The 20,444-nt window shown below is 72.7% G+C and carries 19 protein-coding genes; 18 read left to right on the top strand and 1 reads right to left on the bottom strand.

Features of this window, described 5'->3' with window-relative positions:
* The first annotated feature begins 270 nt into the window (after nucleotides 1–270).
* From ACP4IX_RS26340 to ACP4IX_RS26255, 18 genes are all read left to right on the top strand, one after another.
* The gene (locus ACP4IX_RS26340; protein ID WP_426556918.1) at nucleotides 271–600 is read left to right on the top strand and encodes a hypothetical protein; all 330 of its coding nucleotides are present in this window, start codon (nucleotides 271–273) and stop codon (nucleotides 598–600) included.
* 396 nt (nucleotides 601–996) lie between these two features.
* Nucleotides 997–1,533: a DUF2617 family protein gene (locus ACP4IX_RS26335; protein ID WP_426520885.1), complete on the top strand. Its 537-nt coding sequence runs from the start codon at nucleotides 997–999 to the stop codon at nucleotides 1,531–1,533.
* 132 nt (nucleotides 1,534–1,665) lie between these two features.
* Nucleotides 1,666–3,351 carry a polyamine aminopropyltransferase gene (locus ACP4IX_RS26330; protein ID WP_426520883.1) on the top strand — a complete coding sequence of 562 codons (1,686 nt, stop codon included), beginning with the start codon at nucleotides 1,666–1,668 and terminating at the stop codon, nucleotides 3,349–3,351.
* Between the two features lie 179 nt (nucleotides 3,352–3,530).
* The gene (locus ACP4IX_RS26325) at nucleotides 3,531–4,454 is read left to right on the top strand and encodes an SRPBCC domain-containing protein (protein ID WP_426556916.1); all 924 of its coding nucleotides are present in this window, start codon (nucleotides 3,531–3,533) and stop codon (nucleotides 4,452–4,454) included.
* 79 nt (nucleotides 4,455–4,533) lie between these two features.
* A complete protein-coding gene (locus tag ACP4IX_RS26320; protein WP_426520879.1) occupies nucleotides 4,534–5,322 on the top strand; it encodes an aldose 1-epimerase in 789 nt (262 codons plus the stop codon).
* Nucleotides 5,323–5,332: 10 nt separating this feature from the next.
* Nucleotides 5,333–5,905: an orotate phosphoribosyltransferase gene (gene pyrE / locus ACP4IX_RS26315; RefSeq protein WP_426520877.1), complete on the top strand. Its 573-nt coding sequence runs from the start codon at nucleotides 5,333–5,335 to the stop codon at nucleotides 5,903–5,905.
* Between the two features lie 192 nt (nucleotides 5,906–6,097).
* Entirely contained in the window at nucleotides 6,098–7,129 is a 1,032-nt protein-coding gene (gene fbaA, locus ACP4IX_RS26310; RefSeq protein WP_426520875.1) for a class II fructose-bisphosphate aldolase, read from the top strand.
* Nucleotides 7,130–7,231: 102 nt separating this feature from the next.
* A complete protein-coding gene (locus ACP4IX_RS26305) occupies nucleotides 7,232–7,645 on the top strand; it encodes a DUF3151 domain-containing protein (protein WP_426556914.1) in 414 nt (137 codons plus the stop codon).
* Nucleotides 7,646–7,798: 153 nt separating this feature from the next.
* Complete coding sequence (locus tag ACP4IX_RS26300; RefSeq protein WP_426520871.1) at nucleotides 7,799–8,614, top strand: tryptophan 2,3-dioxygenase; 816 nt, start codon at nucleotides 7,799–7,801, stop codon at nucleotides 8,612–8,614.
* Nucleotides 8,607–9,836: a kynureninase gene (gene kynU, locus ACP4IX_RS26295; protein ID WP_426520869.1), complete on the top strand. Its 1,230-nt coding sequence runs from the start codon at nucleotides 8,607–8,609 to the stop codon at nucleotides 9,834–9,836. Before ACP4IX_RS26300 ends, kynU begins: the two co-directional genes overlap by 8 nt.
* Before the next feature lie 147 nt (nucleotides 9,837–9,983).
* Nucleotides 9,984–10,895 carry an alpha/beta hydrolase gene (locus ACP4IX_RS26290; RefSeq protein ID WP_426556912.1) on the top strand — a complete coding sequence of 304 codons (912 nt, stop codon included), beginning with the start codon at nucleotides 9,984–9,986 and terminating at the stop codon, nucleotides 10,893–10,895.
* Nucleotides 10,896–11,142: 247 nt separating this feature from the next.
* Nucleotides 11,143–12,132 carry an alpha/beta hydrolase gene (locus ACP4IX_RS26285; RefSeq protein ID WP_426556911.1) on the top strand — a complete coding sequence of 330 codons (990 nt, stop codon included), beginning with the start codon at nucleotides 11,143–11,145 and terminating at the stop codon, nucleotides 12,130–12,132.
* The gene (locus ACP4IX_RS26280; RefSeq protein WP_426556909.1) at nucleotides 12,125–13,477 is read left to right on the top strand and encodes an acyltransferase family protein; all 1,353 of its coding nucleotides are present in this window, start codon (nucleotides 12,125–12,127) and stop codon (nucleotides 13,475–13,477) included. Before ACP4IX_RS26285 ends, ACP4IX_RS26280 begins: the two co-directional genes overlap by 8 nt.
* Nucleotides 13,470–14,939 (top strand): sensor histidine kinase, encoded by a 1,470-nt coding sequence (locus tag ACP4IX_RS26275; protein ID WP_426556907.1) that lies wholly within the window; start codon nucleotides 13,470–13,472, stop codon nucleotides 14,937–14,939. The genes ACP4IX_RS26280 and ACP4IX_RS26275 overlap by 8 nt, the downstream gene beginning before the upstream one ends.
* Complete coding sequence (locus tag ACP4IX_RS26270) at nucleotides 14,936–15,622, top strand: response regulator (RefSeq protein WP_426520859.1); 687 nt, start codon at nucleotides 14,936–14,938, stop codon at nucleotides 15,620–15,622. The genes ACP4IX_RS26275 and ACP4IX_RS26270 overlap by 4 nt, the downstream gene beginning before the upstream one ends.
* Before the next feature lie 92 nt (nucleotides 15,623–15,714).
* Entirely contained in the window at nucleotides 15,715–17,052 is a 1,338-nt protein-coding gene (locus tag ACP4IX_RS26265; RefSeq protein ID WP_426520857.1) for a sensor histidine kinase, read from the top strand.
* Nucleotides 17,049–17,714, top strand: a complete 666-nt coding sequence (locus ACP4IX_RS26260) for a response regulator (protein ID WP_426520855.1) — start codon at nucleotides 17,049–17,051, stop codon at nucleotides 17,712–17,714. The genes ACP4IX_RS26265 and ACP4IX_RS26260 overlap by 4 nt, the downstream gene beginning before the upstream one ends.
* A 733-nt stretch (nucleotides 17,715–18,447) precedes the next feature.
* Nucleotides 18,448–19,071: a GyrI-like domain-containing protein gene (locus ACP4IX_RS26255; protein WP_426556905.1), complete on the top strand. Its 624-nt coding sequence runs from the start codon at nucleotides 18,448–18,450 to the stop codon at nucleotides 19,069–19,071.
* A gap of 97 nt (nucleotides 19,072–19,168) precedes the next feature.
* Here the strand turns inward: ACP4IX_RS26255 and ACP4IX_RS26250 are convergent, their stop codons facing one another.
* A complete protein-coding gene (locus tag ACP4IX_RS26250; protein WP_426556903.1) occupies nucleotides 19,169–20,308 on the bottom strand; it encodes an endo-1,4-beta-xylanase in 1,140 nt (379 codons plus the stop codon).
* Nucleotides 20,309–20,444 lie beyond the last annotated feature (136 nt).

The following is a 20,444-nucleotide window of genomic DNA, read 5'->3' as shown; positions in this document are numbered from 1 at the left end:
GCTTTGGGGCGTGGCGGCGAGGGGCATCTCCCGTTCACGCGATGAGCTTCACCAAGCTTCGCCGAGCTCGACCGAGCTTCGCCGAGCTTTACCGAGCTTGATCGGGCTTGACCCAGGTGGCATCGAACCTGGACCGGCTCGCGTCGAACTCCACGTCGAGTGCGACGTCGAGCTCCACGTCGAGCTCCATACAGAGAGCGGGGCGCCCAACGGGGGGTTGCTTCGGGGGACTCCGGGTGCGAGCCCGGTAAGCGGAAGGAGGGTGACGCCATGGTCATCGGCATCATCCTGATCGTGTTCGCCGCCCTGGTGATCGGCGGACTGGTGGCCGGAGCACGGAGCTCCGGCGCGCAGAGCGGTTCGTCCGCGAGCCGGGCACGGGGCCGGCGCTCGGGGTCGTCGGGCGCGGGCGGCGGCGGCAGCAGCAACAGCTGGTGGGCCGACGGGGGAGGCAGCGGGTCGTCCTCCGGCAGGGAAGGCAGCGATTCGTCCTCCGGCGGCCACGACTCAGGCCACTCCTGCGGAGGCGGCTCGTCCTGCGGAGGCGGGTCGTCGTCCTGCGGGGGAGGGGGCGGCGGCGGATGCGGTGGAGGCAGCTGACACGGGGCAGCTGAGCTCCGGCAGGGGGAACCGCATCCCCGACACGGGGCCCGTTCCTGGGACCGGGCCCCGCGCCCATCACAAGCGCCCACCGGGAAACACACCCGGTGGGCGCTGCCACGCACCGGCGCACGCCTCGTAGGCGGGTTGTGCGCCGGGGTTGAACAGTTGAGCTGTGGAGCCCCCTGAGGGATGGAAACGCCGCGAAGTTGGGTAAAAACGCTGTGGCGGCGCCACAGTTCATGATTCCCTCTCCATCACCAACGCAGCTCCTCGGACGACCTGTTGACCCCCCTCCTGACCGGCCGACTGGGCTGAGCGGGCCGTATCCCCGGCAGTGCTCGGGATGCGCAGGCCCCACACCTTCCTCTCCTTGTGTGCTTGCGGAGCCGATCCATGCTCACGACCCTGAAAACCGCCTACACCGACACGCGCGCAGCCGATCTCGCCTGGGCCCTGGGGCGCGAGCCGCTGCCCGCGCTCGCCAGTCTTGATCTCGAACTGACTGGCGCCAAAATGCAGTTGAGACTTCTGGGGGCCTCTCACCAAGTCCTGCTCGAGGAGGAGCAGGGCAGCTGTTCGGAGACGGTGGCCTGCATTCCGGGCAGCAGCACCCCTCTGCCGCTGGGCGTCGCCAAGCGGGTGGGCGACTGGGAGTACGAGTTCGCCGCCCGGGTCGAGGTGCTGACGCCGGGTTCCTTCGCCGGCCGCGCCCAGGAACTGCTGGCCCTGGTCGCCGACCATCCGCACGGGCTGGTCGGCGTCTTCCCCGGCAGCCCGCACGCCTTCACCGCGCTGCTGGCCCAGCGGCACGAAGGGCAGGTGCACTGGCGGACCTGGCACGCCTATCCGCAGGACGGCCACCTTGTGGCGACGCGGACCCGGGTGGGTGTCCGGGTGCCGACGTCGGAGCTCAGTCCGTCCGGGGTGTGAGCGGGTGGGGGCGCCCGGGCGCGCCGCCCGGGCCCGCGCCCGGGCGGGACGAACCTGCGGTGGCCCATGGGAACGCCAGTTCCACACGTGTGGGTGACGAAGTGCAGTGAGGGAGTGACGTAACGTCACTCCGTGATCGAACCGCACGCGCCCGCCCCGCCCGGCTCTCCGCCGTCCTGGGGCGGCCCCGGCGGCTCCCCGGACACCTCCGGCGGGCCCCCGGGCGGTCCCGGGGCGCCGGCGCGGCTGCCCGTACGGCCGGCCACCGGGCGGTTCCTGGTGCTGGCGGGCGTCTTCGTCTGCGCGGCCTGTGGGCTCGTCTACGAGCTCGAACTCGTCGCTCTCGCCTCGTACCTGATCGGCGACTCGGTCACCCAGGCGTCCGTCGTCCTGTCCGTCATGGTCTTCGCCATGGGCCTCGGCTCACTCGCCGCCAAACGGCTGCGCCGGTTCGCGGCGGCCGGCTTCGGCGCGGTCGAGGCCGTCCTCGCGCTCGTCGGCGGCTCCAGTGCGATGGTGCTGTACGCCGTCTTCGCCTGGACCGGTGGCTGGGGCGGCCTGTGGGCGGACGGACCGCGCTTCCTCCTGGTCGCCTTCTCGCTCGCCATCGGGGTGCTGATCGGCGCCGAGGTGCCGTTGCTGATGGAGCTGATCCAGCGCATTCGCCGCCAGGACGCGGGTGGCGCCGTCGCCGACCTGTTCGCCGCGGACTACGTCGGCGCGCTCGTCGGCGGCCTCGCCTTCCCTTTCGTGCTGCTGCCCTTCCTCGGCCAGCTGACCGGCGCGCTGCTCACCGGCATCGTCAACGCGGTCGTCGGCGCCGCCCTGGTCCTCGGCCTGTTCCGGTGGGACATGACCCGCCGGGCCCGCTGGCTGCTGCTGGCCGCCAACGTCGTCGTGCTCGCGTTCCTCGCCGCGGCGACAGTCCTCGCCGACGACTTCGAACGCGCCGCCCGGCACGCCGTGTACGGCCAGGACGTCCGCGTGGCCGTCCAGACCGACGTGCAGGAGGTGGTCCTCACCGGCGACGCCGACGGCCGGCCCCTCGACCTGTTCCTGGACGGCCGGCTGCGGGTCAGCGGCAGCGACGAGCGGCGTTACCACGAGGCGCTGGTGCACCCCGCGATGAGCGGCACGCACACACGCGTGCTGATCCTCGGCGGCGGTGACGGCCTCGCCGCGCGGGAGGTGCTGCGCCACCCGGACGTGCGCCGCGTCGACGTCGTCGAGGTCGACCCCGGGCTGACCCGGCTGGCCCGGCACGACCCGGGCCTGTCCGCGCTGAACGAGCACGCCTTCAGCGATCCGCGCGTCCACGTCATCACGGCGGACGCCTTCCGACGGCTGCGCTCGACGCCCACCGCGATGTACGACGTGGTGATCTCGGACCTGCCCGATCCGGGCATCACGGCCAGCACGAAGCTGTACTCGCAGGAGTTCTACGGCCTGCTCCGGCGGGTGCTCGCCCCTGACGGGCGGCTGGTCGTGCACGCCGGCCCGGTCTCCGCACGCCTCGACGCCTTCTGGACGGTGGAGGCCACGCTCCACGCGGCCGGTCTGCGGGCCGCCCCCTACCGCGTCGACGCCCGCGACACGGGTTTCGCACCGGGCCCCGACCGTACGGCCGCCACCTCGCACGCCCCCCGCGACTGGGGCTTCCTCCTGGCCGCCCGTACGGCCCCCGCCCTGCGCCTCGAGCCGACGGCCCCCCGCCCGCGCACCCTGACGTCCCGGTCCCTGGCCCGGGACGCCCGCGCCGCGTCCCGCACCCGGATCCCCGGCCTGCCGCCGTCGACGCTGGTGCATCCGCGGTACTGAGCGTGCCGGGACCGGGGCGGGCGGGGGTCGGGGCCGGCGCCGACAGTGGCGGGCCCCGGGCGGTCGGCGCGTGGCCCGCCGCCGGGGACCGCCCGGAGGCACGGGGGACAGGGCAGGCCGCGGGTGACTTTGCGCAGCCGGGGGGTGTATCGGGCGCCCGCTGGGTAGGCTGCGCTGACATGGAGCATGAGGTGTTCGTTCCGGTTCCGGCCGAGCGGCTCAGGGACGTGCTGGCCGACCCGGCCCGGGTCGCCCGGGCGGTTCCGGGGCTCCAGCAGGACGCCGGTGCCGAGCCCGTCGCGGGACGGCTGAAGATGCGCGTCGGCAGTCACTCCATCACCTATCGGGGCTCCCTGCGCCTGTCCGTGCGGGAGGACGGGTCGTACGCCGTCGAGGGCGACGCCACCGAGTCGCGCGGCACGGGCACGGTCACGCTCGCTCTCACCCTGCGTGTGCGGGACGCCGACGGCGGTTCCACCCTGGCCTGCGCCGGGACGGCCACCGCGGACGGCCGCGTCACGGAGCTGCCGCGGGAGTCGGTGGCGTCGGCCGCGGCCCGGCTGCTGACCCGGTTCGCGGAGAACCTGGGTACGGCGGCGGCGGAGGAGGGGGCGAAGGAGCGGCCTGCCGCGGAGGCGGAGCCGCGGCACACCCCCGTCCTCGACACCGAGGTTCCCCCGCCTCCCCTCGGGGACGCCGACCCGGGTGAAGGCGCCGGGGGCGCCGGGGGCGCCGACGTCGAGCCGGACGTCCCGGAAGCCCCGTCGGCCCCCGCCGCGCCCGAAACCCCCGCCGCCCCCAAGATCCCTGCCGTTCCCGAAACGCCCGCCGCGCCCGAGCCCCCCGCCGCCCCCGAGCCCCCCGCCGTCCCCGAAACGCCCGCCGCCCCCGAGCCCCCCGCCGAGGCCGCGCACGCGCGCCGCACGATGATCGGCCGCAGCGCCGAGGAGGTGGACCACGCCCCGCCGCGCGGCCGGTACGCCCCCGTCCCCGCGCCCCAGGCGAGCGCGGTCGGTGCTCCCCTGCGCTGGGCCGCCCCCGCGGCGGCACTGATCGTGGCGTCGGCGATCGTGGTGGGCCGCGTGCTGCGCAGGCGCCGCTGAGCCGCCGCGGCCCAGCCGCCGGGCCCCGCCGTGCCGGACGTACCGGGGGTTCCCTTGATCGCCCCAGTAGGCTCGTGGCGTGAGCAACGAACCCATCACGCTGACCGCGGGTGACGCGGAGGCGACCGTGCTGCCGGGCAACGGCGGCCGGATCGGCGGGCTGCGCGTCGGCGGCACGGAACTGCTCCGTCAGGGCGAGCGCTACGGCTGCTTCCCGATGGTCCCCTGGTGCGGCCGGATCCGCGAGGGCCGCTTCCGGGACGGTGCGGTCGTCCATCGGATGCCGCTGAACTCCCCGCCGCACGCCATCCACGGCACCGCCCGCGACGCCGCCTGGCGCACCGCCCGCGTCACCGCGAACGAGGCCGTCATCACGTACGACCTCACCGACCCCTGGCCCTACCCCGGCCGCGTCACCCAGGTGATCGCCCTCGCCGGGGACGCGCTGACGCTGGCGATGTCCGTGGAGACGTACGAGTCGTCCTTCCCGGCGCAGATCGGCTGGCACCCGTGGTTCAACCGGACCCTCGACGGCGCGGACGTGGCGATCGCCTTCGACCCCGCCTGGCAGGAGGAGCGCGGCGACGACCACCTGCCCACCGGCAACCGTGTCGACCCGAAGCCGGGCCCCTGGGACGACTGCTTCGGCATGCCGGACGGCGTCGACGTCACCCTCACCTGGCCGGAGCGGCTGGAGCTGAAGGTGACCAGTCCGGAGCAGTGGGCCGTGGTGTACGACGAGCAGGAGGCCGCCGTCTGCGTGGAGCCGCAGACCGGTCCGCCCAACGGCCTGAACACCCTCCCGCGCCTGGTCACACCCCTGGAGCCGCTGGAGGCCACGACCACCTGGAGCTGGACCCGGCTCTAAGCTGGACGGCATGACGGACGTCAACGAAGTAACGCCGCCAGGCGCACGCGGCGCGCTGCTGCAGCAGATCAAGGACAAGGCCGTGGTGCACGGCAAGGTGACCCTCTCCTCGGGTCTCGAGGCCGACTACTACGTCGACCTGCGCCGCATCACCCTGGACGGTGAGGCCGCCCCGCTGGTCGGGCAGGTGCTGCTGGACCTGACCGCCGACCTGGACTTCGACGCGGTGGGCGGGCTGACCATGGGCGCCGACCCGGTCGCCGCGGCCATGCTGCACGCCGCCGCCGCCCGCGGGAAGCGCCTGGACGCGTTCGTCGTCCGTAAGGCCGCCAAGGCGCACGGGCTGCAGCGCCGCGTCGAGGGCCCGGACATCAAGGGCCGCCGCGTGCTGGTCGTCGAGGACACCTCCACCACCGGCGGTTCCCCGCTCACCGCGGTCGAGGCCGTGCGCGAGGCGGGTGCCGAGGTCGTGGCCGTGGCGACGATCGTCGACCGGGCGACGGGTGCCGCGGAGAAGATCCAGGACGGCGCGGGGGTGCCCTACCTGTACGCGTACGACAAGGACGAGCTGGGCCTGGACTGATGTCCGGCGACCGGGTCCGGCCCTCGGGCCGAGCCCGGTCCCGGCCCGAGGGCCGGGTGGAGGCGGGGCCGAGGTCCACTCGGAGTATCCCGCTTCGTCTGGAAGGATGGGGCCGACGATGACGTCGCCCCCCAGGTCTAGGTCAGGGCCGTAAGCACGTTTCACGCCCACCCACATACAAGGAGCGGACAGATGCCCATCGCAACTCCCGAGGTCTACAACGAGATGCTGGACCGGGCGAAGGCAGGAAAGTTCGCCTACCCGGCCATCAACGTGACCTCTTCCCAGACGCTGCACGCGGCCCTGCGCGGTTTCGCGGAGGCGGAGAGCGACGGCATCGTCCAGATCTCCACCGGCGGTGCCGAGTTCCTGGGCGGCCAGCACAGCAAGGACATGGTGACGGGCGCCGTGGCCCTCGCCGAGTTCGCGCACATCGTGGCCGAGAAGTACGACGTCACCGTCGCCCTGCACACGGACCACTGCCCGAAGGACAAGCTCGACGGCTACGTCCGTCCGCTGCTGGCCGTCTCCGAGGAGCGGGTCAAGGCCGGCCGCAACCCGCTGTTCCAGTCCCACATGTGGGACGGCTCGGCGGAGACGCTGGCCGACAACCTCTCCATCGCCCAGGAGCTGCTGGAGCGCGCCCGCGCCGCGAAGATCATCCTCGAGGTGGAGATCACCCCGACGGGCGGCGAGGAGGACGGCGTCTCCCACGAGATCAACGACTCCCTCTACACGACGGTCGACGACGCGGTCCGCACGGTCGAGGCCCTGGGCCTGGGCGAGAAGGGCCGCTACCTGCTCGCCGCGTCCTTCGGCAACGTGCACGGCGTGTACAAGCCGGGCAACGTCGTGCTCCGCCCCGAGCTGCTCAAGGAGCTGAACGAGGGCATCGCCGGGAAGTACGGCCAGCCGGCCGGCAGCAAGCCGTTCGACTTCGTCTTCCACGGCGGCTCCGGCTCCTCCGCGGAGGAGATCGCGACCGCGCTGGAGAACGGCGTGGTCAAGATGAACATCGACACGGACACCCAGTACGCCTTCACGCGTCCGGTCGTCGACCACATGTTCAGCAACTACGCCGGCGTCCTGAAGGTCGACGGCGAGGTCGGCAACAAGAAGACCTACGACCCGCGCACCTGGGGCAAGCTGGCCGAGGCCGGCATGGCCGCGCGCGTCGTCGAGGCCTGCGGACACCTGCGCTCGGCCGGCCAGAAGATCAAGTAACGGCCGTCGCACGCCGCCCACGGCGGGCCCGGTACCGGCGGATCTCCCCCGCGGTGCCGGGCCCCCGCACGTATGCCGGCGGCATGGCGCAGACTTGTGCTCATGGCCATTCACGAGAACCTCCTCGGGGGACCGCCCCCGACCCACCTCCCCGACGACCCCGGGCCGCGCGAGCTGCTGGCGGGAGGGACCTCTCCCGCCGACGTCGCCGCCAAGTACCCGACGTCCTCGCTGGCCTGGGCACAGCTGGCCGACGAGGCGTTCGAGCGGGGCGGCGTCGTGGAGTCGTACGCGTACGCCCGTACCGGCTACCACCGTGGTCTGGACTCCCTGCGCCGCAGCGGCTGGAAGGGCCACGGCCCGGTGCCCTGGGAGCACGAGCCGAACCGCGGCTTCCTGCGCGCCCTGCACGCCCTCGCCCGCGCCGCCCAGGCGATCGGCGAGAAGGAGGAGTACGAGCGCTGCAGCCAGTTCCTGAAGGACTCCTCCCCGTCGGCGGCCGAGGTACTGGGCTGAACCCGGATCCGGTCGTGTCCCGGCCCGTCTGCCGTGCGCAGGCGGGCCTTGCGGTTTGCTGCGACGATTGCGGAGGATGACGTTGGGGACCGGGGCCCCGTGTCGGTAACGGCAGGGCGGACCGCTACCCGGAGTGCACATCAGGAGACAGCGATGTCCCAGGACGCCCCGAATCTCGATTTCGCGGGCAGCACGCCGTACGAGGACTATGTCAAGGCGGACGTGCTCACCCATCTCCAGCACACCCTCTCCGACGATCCCGGAGAGATGGTCTTCCTGGTCACGACCCAGGTCATGGAGCTGTGGTTCACCGTCATCGTCCACGAGTGGGAGACCGCCGCCCGCGCTCTGCGCGAGGACCGGATCCAGGTGGCGACCGACGCACTGAAGCGCTCGGTGCGGGAGCTGGAGGCGCTGAACGCCTCCTGGACGCCGCTGGGGCAGCTCACCCCGGCCCAGTTCAACTCGTACCGGAGTGCCCTCGGCGAGGGTTCCGGCTTCCAGTCGGCCATGTACCGCCGCCTGGAGTTCCTGCTCGGCGACAAGTCCGCGTCCATGCTCGTCCCGCACCGCGGCGCCCCGCGGGTCCACGCGGAACTGGAGAAGGCGCTGCACGAGCCGAGCCTGTACGACGAGGTGGTCCGGCTGCTCGCCCGGCGCGGGTACGACATTCCGGACGCCGTGCTCCAGCGTGACCTGACCCGGAAGTACGAGGCGGCGCCCGAGGTGGAGGCCGCCTGGACGGCCGTGTACGCGGGTGACCAGAACGGCGAGCTGGCCCGCCTCGGTGAGGCGCTCACCGACGTCGCGGAGCTGGTGTGGCGCTGGCGCAACGACCACCTGGTCGCCACCCGCCGCGCGATGGGCTCCAAGACCGGCACGGGCGGCTCCGCCGGGGTGGCCTGGCTGGAGAAGCGGGCCCGCAACAACGTGTTCCCCGAACTGTGGACGGCGCGGTCGTATGTCTGAACGGACCGAACAGGCTGGAGTGTGCGACGTGTCCGAACTCGAGGGTGAGGCCGGGAAGCTGGACGCCGCCGACGAGCTGGCGGCGCTGCGCGAGAGGTTCGTGCTCGACGACGTGACGTACCTGGACGGCAACTCGCTCGGTGCCCTCCCGGCCGGGGTCCCCGCGCGCGTGGAGGACGTCGTACGCCGTCAGTGGGGCGAGCTGCGCATCCGGTCCTGGGAGGAGAGCGGCTGGTGGACCGCGCCCGAGCGGATCGGCGACCGGATCGCCCCGCTGGTCGGGGCGGCGGCCGGGCAGGTCGTGGTGGGTGACTCCACCAGCGTCAACGTCTTCAAGGCACTCGTCGCCGCCGTACGCATGGCGGGCGAGGACGGTGCGGGCCGGGACGAGATCCTCGTCGACGCCACCACCTTCCCCACGGACGGGTACATCGCCGAGTCGGCGGCCCGGATGACGGGCTGCGCGCTGCGTCCGGTGGCGCCGGCCGAGGTGCCGTCGGCGCTCGGCGACCGCACCGCCGCCGTCCTGCTGAACCACGTCGACTACCGCACGGGCCGGCTGCACGACCTGCCCGCGCTCACGGCCGCGGTGCACGGGGCGGGGGCGTACGTCGTCTGGGACCTGTGCCACAGCGCGGGCGCACTGCCGGTCGGGCTCGACGAGTACGGCGTCGACCTGGCGGTCGGCTGCACGTACAAATACCTCAACGGCGGCCCTGGTTCGCCCGCGTACCTGTATGTGCGCCACGGCCTCCAGGACCGTTTCGACTCCCCGCTGCCGGGCTGGAACTCGCACGCCGAGCCCTTCGGCATGCGGCCCGGGTACGCCCCTGCGGCCGGTGCGTCGCGCGGCCGGGTCGGCACACCGGACATCCTCTCCCTGCTCGCCCTGGAGGCGGCCCTCCAGGTGTGGGACGGGGTGTCGGTGGAGGCGGTGCGGGCCAAGTCCCTGGCGTTGACCGACTTCTTCCTGCGCTGCGTCGGGGAGTACGTCCCGGACGGCCGGGTGGAGTCCCTGACCCCGGCGGCGCACGCCGAGCGGGGCAGCCAGGTCGCGCTGCGCTGTGCCGACGCCGGTGACGTCATGAAGCGGCTGATCGAACGTGGTGTGGTCGGCGACTTCCGCGCCCCGGACGTCCTGCGCTTCGGCTTCACCCCGCTGTACGTCGGCTTCGCGGACGTGGAGCGGGCGGCGCGGGTGCTGGCGGAGACTCTGGTGTGACGGCGGGTGGGGGCCGGGCGGGAGACTCGGCCCTCACCCAGCGTCACATCCCCATGTCGGCGCACGTCACCGGCCTGATACCGTCCCGCCAACGGCCGATTCCATTCCCCGGTCCGCCAACATCGTTTCGCCGTTGAGAGGTTGAGCATGCCGGATGCCGCCGCAGAACCGGGCACCGCTGCCGCGAGGGACGCCGCGGAGGAGAAGTCGGCCTTTTCGCACCCGGCGGTCGACCCCGACAGCACCGCTGTGTACGGCGACCATCCCGACCAGCTGATCGACTTCTACGTGCCGCGTGGAGCGGAGGGCGCGGGGGGTGCCGCTCCCGTCGTGGTGGTGCTGCACGGAGGGTCATGGCGGGCGCCGTACGACCGTCGCCACGTCAGCCCGTTCGCCGATTTCCTGGCCCGTCGGGGTCTCGCCGTCGCCAGTGTGGAGTACCGACGTGGTGCGGAGGGCGGGGGCGAGGACGGGAGTGAGGCCGGGGGCGGCCCCGTCGCGGGGCGCTGGCCCGACACCTTCGACGACGTGGCCGCCGCGCTGGACGCGCTGCCGGCGCTGGTGCGGCAGCATCTCCCGCAGGCCGACGGGCGCCGTGTCGTGCTCACCGGCCACTCGGCCGGCGGCCACCTCGCCCTGTGGGCGGCGGCCCGGCACCTGCTGCCCGCCGATGCCCCCTGGCGCACCGGCCGCCCGGCACCTCTGCGCGGTGTGGTCGCCCTCGCGCCGATCGCCGACTTCGAGGTGGCCGGCAAGCTCGACGTGTGCGGCGGCGCGACGCTTCAACTCCTCGGCGGTGAGGCGCTGTTCGCTGAGCGCAGGCCGTACGCCGACCCGTCCCTGCTGCTGCCGACCGGCATCGCGACGACTCTCGTCCAGGGCCGCGCCGACGTGGACGTTCCGCAGGCGGTCGCCGAGGCGTACGCCGACGCGGCGGCGAGGGCCGGGGAGGTGGTGGGCGTGACGCTGCTGGAGGACGTCGGCCACTATCCGCTGATCGACCCGGCGGCGGACGCGTGTGCGGTGGTGGCGGAGGAGATCGCGCAGCTGGCTTGGTGAGCATGGGGGAGAGCGGGGGGAGAGAGGGGGCGGCACGAAAAGCGTGAACTTTTCGCTGGAAAAGTTCATGGCCCGCTCGGATGAGCGTCTTGGTGTCGTCGGTGCTGCCTCCAGCCCTGGGCCTACCCGTAATACCTGAGAGCTATCCCGCAGGTGAGCTCCCTGGCGGGACGCGGGCTACCCGGCGCGATCCATAACTTCCCCTACAGACAAGCCCGATGGACGGGCGAGCTGGAGGGGAGAGGCCATGGGTCCCGGGACGGCGGTACGTTGGCGGCGGTGCGTGAGCAGATGGCGCCGCACCACCCTCGCCGCGCTCATCTGCGGTGCGGTGGTCCTCCCCCTCTCCGGTGCCGCGCGCCCCGGGATCCCCGCTCCGGCCCCCGCCGTGCTCGCCGCCCCGACGGCCGGCACGCTGGACGAGGCGTACGCCGCCAACCGGGCCAACGCCGCCGAGGCGTCCCGGATGGCCGCCGACCACGGCGACCGGCGCCGCGCGGCGGCGGACCGCTCGATGGCCGACCCGTCCCGGCGCCTGCTCGCCTTCGACGGCCAGGGTGCCGGTCGGGCCACGGAGGTCTTCGGCGACCTGGCCCACGCCGACCACGTCGCCGTCCTCGTCCCCGGCTCCGACACGAGCCTCGACACGTACGACCGGTTCCGTGCCGCCGCGCTCGCCCTGCACCGGCAGCTCGCCGCCGAGGCGCCCGAGGGGACCCGCACGGCGGTCGTGGCCTGGCTGGGCTACGAGACGCCGGGCACCGTCAGCACCGCGGTCGCCACCACCGGCCGTGCCGACCGGGCCGCCCCGAAGCTCCGCGCCCTGGTCGACGACCTGCGCGGCATCACAGGCCCCGGCACCTCCCTCACCCTCCTGTGCCACTCCTACGGCTCGGTCGTCTGCGCCCGCGCCGCCGCCGGCCTGGACGTCGCCGACATAGCCCTGGTCGGCAGCCCCGGCACCGGTGCCGACTCCGCCGCGGGCCTGCACACGAGCGCCCGGATCTGGGCGGCACGGGGCGCCGACGACTGGGTGGAGCACGTGCCGCACCTGAGCGCCGGCCTCTTCGGCACGACCGTCGGCTTCGGCACCGATCCGCTCTCCCCGGACTTCGGCGCCCGGGTCTTCGCGGCCGGCGACGGCGGCCACAGCGACTACTTCGACACCGGATCCGTCTCCCTGACGAACCTGGCCCGGATCGTCCTGGGAGAGACCGCGGAGGTGACCCATGACTGACGCGACGCGACGGACGCCGCCGAGTCCTGCGCACGGCGCGCCGGACCGATGGCGCGGCGCCGCCGGCCGGCGGGGGCTGCGCCGTGCCGCCCTCAGGCGCCGTGCCGCCCTCAGGCAGGGGCTGCGCCGCACCGCACCGGGGCAGGTTCTGAGCCGTGCCGCCCCCGTGCGGGGGCTGCACCGCGCCGCCGTCCGGCTCGACTCCGCCACCCCGGTGGACCGGGACCGGGCCGTCGACGCCCTGCGGGCCCTCGCCATCCTCGGCGTGGTCCTCGGCCACTGGCTGGTGACGGCCCTGGTCGCCGACGGCAACAGCCTGCGCGCGGCCAGTCCGCTGCAGGACATGCCCTGGCTGTCGCCGATCTCCTGGGTCTTCCAGACCCTGGCCGTGTTCTTCCTGGCAGGCGGCCATGTGGCCACCCGGGGCTACGCGGCGGCCCGGTCCCGCGGCACCTCCTACGGCGGGTGGCTGTCCGCCCGGTTGTCCCGGCTGTTCCGCCCGGTCGCGGCCGTCCTCGGCCTGTGGACGGTGGCGGTGGCGCTGCTGCTCCTGACGGGCGCGGAGTTCGTGACGGTCCACACCCTGGTGAAGCTGGCCCTGTCCCCGCTGTGGTTCCTCCTCGTCTTCGCCGCGCTGACCGCGGCGACGCCGCTCCTGATTCGGCTGCACCCGCTGTGGCCGCTGGTCGTCGTCCTCCATGTGGACCTGCTGCGCTTCGGGTTCGGCGCTCCCGCCTGGCTCGGCTGGATCAACCTGGCCGCCGGCTGGCTGGTCCCCTACACCCTCGGCGCCGCCTGGACCCGTGGCGAACTGGACCACCGCCGCGCAGGCCGGGTTCTGCTCGCCGGCGGTGCGGCGGCGACCGCGGGCCTCGTCGCCTGGGCGGGCTATCCGGCGTCGATGGTCGGCGTCCCCGGTGCCGGAATATCGAACCTCAACCCGCCGACGCTGGCCGCGGTCACCTTCGGCCTGGCGCAGTGCGGCCTCGCGCTGCTGCTGCGCGAGCCGCTGCGGCGCGCGATGCGGCGGCCCGTGGCATGGGCGGTGGTCGCGCTGGTCAACCTCTCCGCGATGACGATCTTCCTGTGGCACCAGACCGCGCTGATGGCGACCACGGCCACCGGCCTTCTCCTAGGCCGCCTGCCCGGCCTGCACACGCTCCCCGACGGCCTGGGCTGGGTCGCGGCGCGGCTCGCCTGGCTCCCGGTGTTCGCGCTGGTCCTGGCAGGCTGCTGGGCCGCCTTTCGCTCCTTCGAACGCGGCGGTGGCCGGCGCCGCTCCCGGGTCGTCCGGACGCACCGTCCGCGGCGCCGGACGAGGGCGGCGGGCGCGCGTCATGTCTAGGGTGGTCCGTGTGATGCGACGGGGGATCCGGCAGATGACCACCGGCGGTCGGATCGGACGCATGCTGCGCGTGCTGCACGACGACCTGTGGACCTGGCGGGCGGACCCGCTGCCTCCGTCGGTGTGGCTGCTCTGGTTCCCGCACGGGGTCATCTGTCTGGCCGCCCTGGGCGTGCTGCTCGGCGACGCCGCCCAGCTCGGCACCAACGGCGGTATCGAACCCGAGTTCGCCTTCCTGGTCGCCCTCGGCCAGGCCGGCGCGATGGTGTTCGCACTGTGGCGGCCGGTCCCGGCGTGGTGGCTGTCGATGGCGGCCATGCTGGTAGGGGCCTTCGCCGTGCGGGCCGAGATGGTCGCCGGCGGCGGCCCGTTCACCCGGCCGGGGCCAGGTGTATTCGTCCCGGGCGGCGAGAAGTTCACCTGGCCCTGGACGGCCGCCGGGATCATCGCGCACCTGTTCGTCCTGTTGCTGCTCGCCCTGCGGGTCCGTACCCGGGTGTCCGTGGAGGCGCTGGCCCTGACCGCGCTCGCCACCTACGTCGTGCAGGGCCTGGTGGGCGCGCTGGGCTACCAGCCGACCGGCCAGCTCGCCGTCATCCTGTTCGCGGTCGTCGTGGTGCTGGGAATCGCCCTGCGCGGACGTCGCGAGGCCCGCGCGGAGCTGAAGCAGCAGACCTCGCTGACCGCCGAGGAGAGAGCCCGGCGCACCCTGCTGGAGGAGCGCGGCCGCATCGCGCGCGAGTTGCACGACGTGGTCGCCCACCACATGTCGGTGATCTCCATCCAGGCCCAGGTCGCCCCTCTCCTCGTCGAGAACCCGCCGGACGAACTGAAGGAGAACCTCGCGGGCATCCGGCAGAACGCGCTGGAGGCACTCACCGAGCTGCGCCGGGTGCTGGGCGTGCTGCGTTCCGAGCACCCCGACGCGCTGGAGAGGCCCGACGGGGGCGACACCGTCCCGCACGCCCCGCAGCCCACCCTCGACCGGCTCGGCGCGCTGGTGGAGAACATCCGGGCCGCCGGGCTGACCGTCACCACCGAGACGAGCGGCACGCGCAGACCCCTGCCGCCCGGTGTGGAGCTGTCGGCGTACAGGATCGTGCAGGAGGCCCTGAGCAACGTCCTGCGGCACGCGCCGGGCGCGACTGCCCGAGTCCACCTCACGCACCTTCCGATCGGGCTGCGCGTGGAGGTCTCCAACACCCGGCCGAAGCGGGCCCCGGCACCGTCGGACGGGGCAGGGCACGGCCTTCTCGGCATGCGGGAGCGGGTGGCGATGCTCGACGGCACCCTGACGGCGCAGCCACTGCCGGACGGCGGCTACCAGGTGGCCGCGTTCCTTCCGGCCGACGGCCCCGACCAACCTGCCCACGACTCCGCCCCTGATTCCTCTCCCGCTTCCTCCGCTCCCGCTTCCTCCGCTTCCTCCGCTCCCGACTCCACCGAGGACGACCTCCGATGACGACCAGCAGCAACGGCCGCGTGATCCGCGTGCTGATCGCCGACGATCAGCAGATGGTCCGGCAGGGGTTCACCGTGCTGCTCAACACTCAGCCTGACATCGAGGTGATCGGGCAGGCGGTGGACGGCCTGGACGCCGTGGCCAAGGTCGCCGAGCTGGCCCCGGACGTCGTCCTGATGGACATCCGCATGCCCGAGCTGGGCGGCATCGATGCCACCCGCAGCATCACCGGGGCGACCCCGGACATCAGAGTGCTGGTGCTGACCACCTTCGACCTCGACGAGTACGTGTACGAGGCGCTGCGGGCCGGCGCGTCCGGGTTCCTGCTGAAGGACGCCTCCGCGGACCAGCTCGCCGAGGCGGTCCGGGTCGTGGCGGCCGGGGACGCGCTGCTCGCGCCGGGCATCACCCGGCGGCTGATCGCCGAGTTCTCCCGGCTGGACGAGCGGCCGCGCACCCCGCTGAAGACCCGCGTCGGCGACCTGACCGAGCGGGAGACCGAGGTGCTCGCCCTGATCGCGCAGGGCCTGTCGAACGCGGAGATCGCCCAGCGGCTGGTCGTCGCCGAGCAGACGGTGAAGACGCACGTCGGCCGGATCCTGGTGAAGCTGGGGCTCAGGGACCGGACGCAGGCGGCGGTGTTCGCCTACGAGTCGGGGCTGGTGCGGCCCTCCGGGTACTGAGCGGGGTATGCCCGTAGTACCTGAGACGGATACCGAAGGACCCTTCTCGCTGGTGACGACCGCGGTACTCGGTGACGCCTACCGTTGCGAACGTGACCGAGATGACCCAGACGCGGACCCTCCCTTCCGGGGACGGCGAGCGCAGCCCCGAGTTCCGGCTGGCCATGGATGTCCTGAGCGGGCTGCGCCAGGACCTCTTCCACGACGCCTTCGCCTACCGTCCGCTGCCGCTCATGGGGACGGACGGCCGACTGACCCGGCGGCTCTCCGACAAGCGGCGGTGGTACGCCGCCCGCCTGCCGCAGGCGGTGGTGGTGGCCCTCGCCCTGATCGCGATGTTCGTCAGTTCCGCCGGGGGCCGCATGGACGGGCCGATGGCTCTGCTGAGCGGGCTGGTGTGCGCGGCACCCGTGGTGGCCACACTGGTCCGGCCGGTCGCCGCCTTCTGGATGTCGATGGCGGCGACACCGCTGGTCGCGTTCTTGGACGGCAGCCTGGGGGAGTGGCCGTGGCAGCCCGGCGTCTTCATCTGCCACGTGACGGTGTTGGTGGTCGTGGCGATACGGACCCGGCCGCGCACGGCCGCGTGGATGTGGGCCTTCACCGCCGCCTACGCTTTCTTCGCGGAGACCGTGATCGGCGACGGCCAGTACAACACCTCCGCGCCCATGCTGCTGCTCTCCGCCCTGGCCCTGCTGATGGTCGCGGTCCGGCACGTTCGCCGCGAGGCGCGGCAGGAGGTCACCGCCCAGCAGACGGTCACCGCGCACGAGCGGTCCCGGCGCACCCTGCTGGAGGAGCGCACCACCATCGCCCGCGAGCTGCATGACGTGGTCGCCCATCACATGTCGGTGGTCGCCATCCAGGCGGAGGCCGCGCCCTACCGGGTGGAGAATCCGCCGGAGGAGCTGGAGCGCGCCTTCGCCACCATCCGGGAGAACGCGGTGGCGGCGCTGACCGAGCTGCGCCGGGTCCTCGGAGTCGTCCGCGCGGAGGACTACGAGGCCCCGGACGCCCCGCAGCCCACCCTCGCCGACCTCGACTCCCTGCTGGCCAACGTGCGCGACGCCGGCCTGAGCGTGGACAAGACGGTGACCGGCGCGGTGCGCGAGCTGTCGCCGGGTGTGGAGCTGTCGGCGTACCGGATCGTGCAGGAGGCACTGAGCAACTCGCTGCGGCACGCGCCCGGCGCGACCGCCCGGGTAGAGGTCTCCTACGTGCTGGGCGGCCTCGGCCTCCGCATCGTCAACGGCCCGGTCCCGGAACTCTCCTTGGTGAAGCCCTCGCCCGGCGCGGGCCACGGCATCACCGGCATGCGCGAGCGCGTCTCGATGCTGAACGGCGAGATGACGGCGGGCCCCACCGACGACGGGGGATACGAGGTGGCGGTGTTCCTGCCGGTCACCGCGCAGACCGAAGGTGAAGCATGACGATCCGCGTACTGATCGCCGACGACCAGATGATGGTGCGCGAGGGCTTCTCGGTCCTGCTGAACGCGATGCCGGGCATCGAGGTCGCCGGCGAGGCGGTCAACGGCCGGGAGGCGGTGGCGAAGGTCCGGGAACTGGCCCCGGACGTCGTCCTGATGGACATCCGTATGCCGGAGTTGAACGGCATCGAGGCGACGCGGGAGATCGTCGCGGCGGACGGCGCGGCGAAGGTCCTCGTCCTGACCACCTTCGACCTGGACGAGTACGTGTACCAGGCGTTGCGGGCGGGCGCTTCCGGCTTCCTCCTCAAGGACGCCTCGGCGCGCCAGCTGGCCGACGGCGTCCGGGTGGTGGCCGCCGGCGAGGCCCTCCTCGCCCCCTCGGTCACCAAGCGTCTAATCACCGAGTTCTCGAAGCTGTCCGACGGCCCGCGCCCGACGTCCTCGGCGCAGGGGGCGTACGGCGACCTGACCGAGCGGGAGACGGAGGTGCTGGTCCTGATCGCGCAGGGCCTGTCCAACTCGGAGATCGCCGAGCACCTGATGGTCGCCGAGTCGACGATCAAGACACACGTCAGCCGGATCCTGGTGAAGCTGGGCCTCAGAGACCGCACCCAGGCGGCGGTCTTCGCCTACGAGGCGCGGCTGGTCACGCCGGGCTGACCGGCACCGAGCTCGCACCGTACGCACTTCCGTACATGAGCGCGTCGCTGGATCCTGTGGCGTCGCGGGAGCCCGTGCACCGGCCGGCGAAGGAGCTGCGAGGAACTGGCGCGAGTCCACCTGTTCCAGCGGCGGCGAAGGCAACTCCCGCGTCGAGAGCGCGGAGTCGGCCGCCCGCATGGCCGCCGCGACTCCAGGCCCCCACCCGCGCCGCCTTCTCCGTCCCCGCCCTTTCCGCCCCTGCCCTCTCCGTCCCTGCCCTGTCCTTCGCCGCCTTCGCCGAGTCCGTGAAGCGGCGCTCTCCGCCCGGTAGGTGAGTGACGGGCTTGGGGACATGGAGCTCAGGTCAGGCCGGCCCGGGGAATCGGCTGATGGGTGACTCAGCAGGCCGCCGTGCGGACGGGCACCAGGGCGGTGCTGGTGCGTGGCCGGGCCGGTCGCTCGCGGAGCGGCCGGAGACGAGTCCGGCGAGCGCTGCATGGGTTTCGGCGTAGGTGTCACGGCGTCCGGTGAAGCGCTGGAGCGGGCGCCGGCTCGAAGACGAGTTCGGCAAAGCGGTGGCGTGGCACGCCCGTGAAGGCAGGATGGGACAGGGCGGCACGAATCAAGGCACGCGTCACGTCTACCGATCGTGCTGCCCGGAACCGACACGCCGTCAGCCTCGCTCACCTGCCCCGAGGTCGTGAGCGGGCATCGCATGGGTGATGCACGTCTTCCAGGAAGTGAGGTGCGCATGGCGCCGTACGACGTCAAGCGGGAGCGGAAAGAGTTCTACGCGCCCAAGAACACGGCGTGGGCCATCGTGGACGTTCCCGAGCATCAGTACATAGCCATCGACGGCACGGGGAACCCCAACACGGCGCTCGCCTACACCCGCGCGGTCGGGGCCCTCTACGCGGTTGCCTACACCCTCAAGTTCGCCGGCAAGCGCACGGCGGGCGGTGATTTCGTCGTCGCTCCGCTGGAAGGGTTGTGGTGGGCGGACCGGCCCGAAGCCTTCACCAGCGGAGCCAAGGACACCTGGAACTGGACCATGCTCATCAACATGCCCCCCTGGATCACCGAAGAGATGATCGGGGACGCCACCCAGGCCGCCCTGTCCAAGAAGAAGCTCCCCGCGATCTCCCAGGTCCGACACTTCACCCTGCACGAAGGCCCCAGCGCCCAGGTGCTGCACATCGGCTCCTACGACGACGAGGCACCCCTACTGCACGAACTCCACCACACTTACCTCGCCGCCAACGGCCTGCGGCCATCGGGCCTGCATCACGAGATCTACCTCAGCGACCCCCGCAGGACCGCCCCCGAGAAGCTGAAGACCATCCTGCGTCAGCCGGCCGAACGCCTCGACGGGTAGCGGCATCCCGCCCGCGATGCAATTGCCCCCGAGGTCGTAAGAGGGCGGTCTCCGCCGCGGGGCGCGGGGCGACGGGCCCCGCGGCGGACCGCGGTGGTCAGTGCTCGCGCGCCGCCGCCCTCAGCGTGGACCGCAGGGCGTGGAAGGCGGGCTTGCGGACGAAGTCGTCGGTCATGACCGTCGCGAACCCCTCGCCCTCGAAGAACACGGGAACCCATGAGTACTTGTCGGTGAAGCCCCAGATGGTGAACGAGTTGCAGTCCTCGACGGCCAGGCACGCCGACAGGGCCCGCTGGTAGTAGTCGGCCTGCTGCTTCTGCTGCGCGGCGGTCGGCACCCCGCCGGCCGGCACGTCCATCCGTACGTCCAGCTCGGTGACGGCGGTTTCCAGGCCCAGCGCGTCGAAGCGCTCCAGGTTGGTCTCCAGGTCTCCCGGGAAGCCGTACCGCGTGCTCAGGTGCGCCTGTACGGAGAAGCCGTCCACCGGCACGCCCTGCCGGAGCAGGTCCTGGGTGAGGGCGTAGTAGGCGTCGCTCTTGGCGTTGACGCTCTCGACGCCGTAGTCGTTGAAGAACAGCTTCGCCTTCGGGTCGGCCTCGTGCACCCAGCGGAAGGCGTCCGCGATGATGCCGGGGCCGAGCTCGCGGATCCATATGTTGTCCTGCGTGCGGAGCCTGCCCTGGTCGTCGAAGATCTCGTTCGCGACGTCCCACTGCTGGATCCGGCCGGCGTACCGGCCGACGACGGTGGTGATGTGCTCGCGCAGGATCGCGCGCAGCTCGTCGTCGGAGAAGTCGCCCTGCTCCAGCCACTGCGGGTTCTGGCTGTGCCACAGCAGCGTGTGACCGCGTACGACCTGGTCGTGGCGTTCGGCGAACGTGACGATGGCGTCCGCCGCCGCGAAGTCGTACCGGTCGCGCTCCGGGTGGATGAACTCCCACTTCATCTGGTTCTCGGGGGACACCGAGTTGAACTGGCGCCCGAGGATCTTCCGGTACTTCTTGTCCGAGGTGAACGGGTCCGGGTAGTCCTGCTCCAGGTGGTGGCCGCCGCCCGCCACGGCGGTGCCCACGTAGAAGCCGTCGGGGGCGGCCTCGCGCAGCCGGTCGAACTTGGCGTGGGAGTGCGGTGCGGGGTGTCGGCCGGATGCCGGGTCGGCCGTGGCCACCCCCGCTACCAGCGGCAGCGACAGGGCGGCAGCGGCGAGGGATGCGGTGGCGAAACGAACGGATCGCATGCGGGAGTCTCATTCCGTTGTGCTCCGAAAGTTTCGGAGGTCGTTCCGAAACATTGGTGAAGGAAGCTAAGCCTCCGGGGGCGCGAGGTCAAGACCCGGGGACACGGGCGCCGGGCGGGCACGGTCCGCGCTCCGC

This window comes from Streptomyces sp. WG5 (assembly GCF_049974565.1).
Classification (GTDB): domain Bacteria; phylum Actinomycetota; class Actinomycetes; order Streptomycetales; family Streptomycetaceae; genus Streptomyces.
Note: the sequence above shows the minus strand (reverse complement) of the source record. Positions and strands in the feature narration are given on the sequence as shown.